Consider the following 3,114-nt stretch of genomic DNA (forward strand, 5'->3'; position numbering starts at 1 on the left):
CAATACCGAATTTAAAAGGAAATGATTAGATGGGGTTTACCGCCAGCTTACGATCCACCAGCTAAAGGCAGTGAATTGTAACAGCTCACTATGCCAAAACGCTTATCACCATAACTTTGTGCATGCATGGGATAGTTAGCAATATGAGGTTTACTACACGCACATATGTTGCTTGTGGCTTGGCGCAGTAAATCATCCGGCGTCACCTTGGGGTCATACATAAAAGTCAGATTTGGAGCAACCTGCTTTAGCTCAACATCAATTCGTAATATTGCACGGCAAACAATATTATCCGTTGGGCCAATGTTTACATGCATAAATGCATCGGGTAATGTCCTATCCAGCATTACCCAAAACCGCTTGAGTTTTTGATATACCGACTCTTCATCAAGCTCGCCTACATAAGGCATCAGTACTTCATCTAGATGACCAAGATAGACAGGAATACTGGTAACCGATGGAACATGGTGGTAGAGAATAGTCAGCAGATTGATCGCATCATCGAAATCTTTGGCAGGCTCTAACTCAAGATATTCAGAGCCTTGAGCAAGATATTTAGCATAATCTGGCAGTACGTAACGCGGTTTAAACGGGGCGTGCCCTTCAAATAAATCACACAAAATTCCCGAATCCATGGCTGCTTGCGCAGGCTCGGATAATGAAAGGTAAGGAAGGTTACCCTCGGCTTCTAATGCGAGGTATTGGCTTTTTTGTTTCGGGTTAAGGTTTGCGTCCGTGATGATGTCTTGCACGCGAGTTTGAAAAGAGTTCAAGCTGTTAGACATAAAGTATCTCCATTTTTCGAAACTTTACGCTAACGATGTTTTATTCTGCTAATGAATTCTCTTTCATAATATGTTTCCATTTTGGAAATTGTCGAAAAAAGCCCAGCAAATACACGCTGGGCTTTTTAGTAGTTAGAGCTTGAAACGGCCTATCTCTTGTTCTAATTGGTAGGATAAATCAGAAAGCTGAGCAGCCTGCGCCGCTGCATCATGCGCCTCTCCTGCCAATTCATCAGACACATCGCGAATACCAACTGTATTACGCGTGATTTCAGATGTGACAGACGCTTGCTCTTCTGCAGCGGAAGCAATTTGTGTCGCCATGTCACTGATTTGCTCAACCGCGGTCTGAATTTGATTAAGACTAATGGCAGCAGAATCTGCATCCGTTACGCTCGTTTCAGCCAACTGACGACTATCGCCCATGATGTTGACCGCTTTACCCGTCGTGCCTTGAAGCGTTTCTATCATCTGCTGAATTTCTTTGGTTGAAGCATGGGTGCGCTGGCTCAGAACACGAACCTCATCAGCAACTACTGCAAAGCCTCGCCCTTGCTCTCCAGCACGCGCAGCCTCAATAGCTGCATTAAGTGCAAGCAGGTTTGTTTGCTCTGCAATATCTTGAATGGTAGAAAGAATGGTACTGATACTATTTCCGTGCACTTCAAGCTCTTGAATAACGTCAGTGGCCACTTCCACTTCTTGCGCCAAGTTCTGGATTGAGCTTTGAGTCTGTATCACTTGCTCTCCACCATGAACACAGGCCGTCACTGCTTCTGACGAGTTCTGAGCGGTATTATCTGCATTACCCGCTATTTCTTGGGTGGCCGCAGCCATTTCATTGATGGCCGTTGCCACCATATTGATTTCGTCTTGCTGCAAACGAATGCGCGCACTACGCTCTTCTGCTTGTGCCGCTGTTTGTTTCGATTGCTCAGACAAAGATGCCGAGACCTTGCTTAGCTTGGAAACCATTGCATGCATATTGCCAACAAAAGTATTGAAGTTTTCTGCCAACTGGCCCACTTCATCATCGCTACGCGGCTCAAGACGCTGTGTTAAATCACCCTCACCCGACGCAATTTCTTCAAGAGCAGCAGACACTCGTCCGAGATCTCGAAACAAGAAGCTGACCAGCCAAGAAACAACCGCAATCACCAGTAAAGTAACAATGAGGGCGGTTAGAATTAGGTCTTGTAATAGATCCGAGTGCGCCGCCTCTTCTGTTTGACGATCCATTTCAAGCGCTAAAATCCACTCGGTCCCGGGGACTTTCTTGAAAAAGTAAAACTTCTCTTCTCCATTACGCTCGGTAATTTTCATTGAGCCGTCATTGGCCGAACGCTCAACCGCTGCCATAGAAAGTTCTTCAGAAAGACTTGAAACAGGTTTAAGTAACAACTCTTTATTTGGGTGCGCGAGAAACGTTCCGTCTTGAGCATCAATCAGCATTGCGTAAGCATTGTCACCTGCATCAAGATTAATTACATCATTAATTAGCTGATCAATAAGTACATCAGCACCAACCACTCCGACAAAGGTACCATTTTGACGAACTGGCTCTGCAATAGTGACCAGTAAAGCATTGGTAATGGCATCTTTATACGCAGTGGTAATTATTTGCTGACCTGCATTATTGGCATCTTGATACCAAGGACGAACACGAGGGTCGTAATCTGCACGATTGCGCTCTGGATGCGAGCGGAGCATTTCTCCTTCTGGCGTACCAAGGAAAATATCGTCAAAGCCTCCCGCTTTTCGCGCTTGCTGCAGAAAAGGTACAACATCGGTTTGTTGTGTATAACCATTAAATGACTTAGCAATATCTTTGCGTATCGTTATCCAGTCAGAAATACCTTCTGAGGCGGTTTTGGTCAGGCTATCTGCCCGAGCAATTACGCCATTACGAGTTTGTTTAAAAAGCTGATCAGCCGAAAGCCAAGTAAGTGCACCTGCCATTAACAATACTGCTAATAAACTAGCACCAATGAGTTTTTGTTTTAGAGACAATTTCATAATTTTTATATGAGTTGAAGAACAGACAGAAGTTGCTAATTTTATAGACAAACTTTTCCCGTTGCACGTAATATTATTAAAATATCACTTACATGTAACCTTTTGTAATATTGATAAATTTTTGACGTCATTATTATGTCTAAAATACCTAGTCATCATTATATTGGCGACAGGTTTGAGGGATAGGTTAAATAATTTTAATCTATATTGTTCATTGAAAGATGTATATAAGTTACCTCAAAAAAAAGCCGAGCATAATGCTCTAATGCCGATCAGTTAAACATTAATCGGCAGATCAATTGAATGATCCCAT

The 3,114-nt window shown here is 43.3% G+C and carries 1 protein-coding gene and 1 pseudogene; both read right to left on the minus strand.

What is annotated here, in order from left to right; genetic code table 11:
* Window positions 1-50: 50 nt before the first annotated feature.
* Window positions 51-785: pseudogene (locus tag AAFM34_RS20645) on the minus strand (glycyl radical enzyme domain-containing protein); the annotation flags it as partial.
* A gap of 132 nt (window positions 786-917) precedes the next feature.
* Complete coding sequence (locus AAFM34_RS20650; protein WP_341666111.1) at window positions 918-2,801, minus strand: methyl-accepting chemotaxis protein; 1,884 nt, start codon at window positions 2,799-2,801, stop codon at window positions 918-920.
* Between the last annotated feature and the right edge of the window lie 313 nt (window positions 2,802-3,114).

It is taken from the genome of Vibrio sp. (genome assembly GCF_038138445.1).
In the GTDB taxonomy this organism is placed as follows: Bacteria; Pseudomonadota; Gammaproteobacteria; order Enterobacterales; family Vibrionaceae; genus Vibrio.

Bases quoted from the DNA above. Each gene is read 5' to 3' on its own strand.
- AAFM34_RS20650 (WP_341666111.1), bottom strand. From the start codon at position 2,801: ATGAAATTGTCTCTAAAACAAAAACTCATTGGTGCTAGTTTATTAGCA.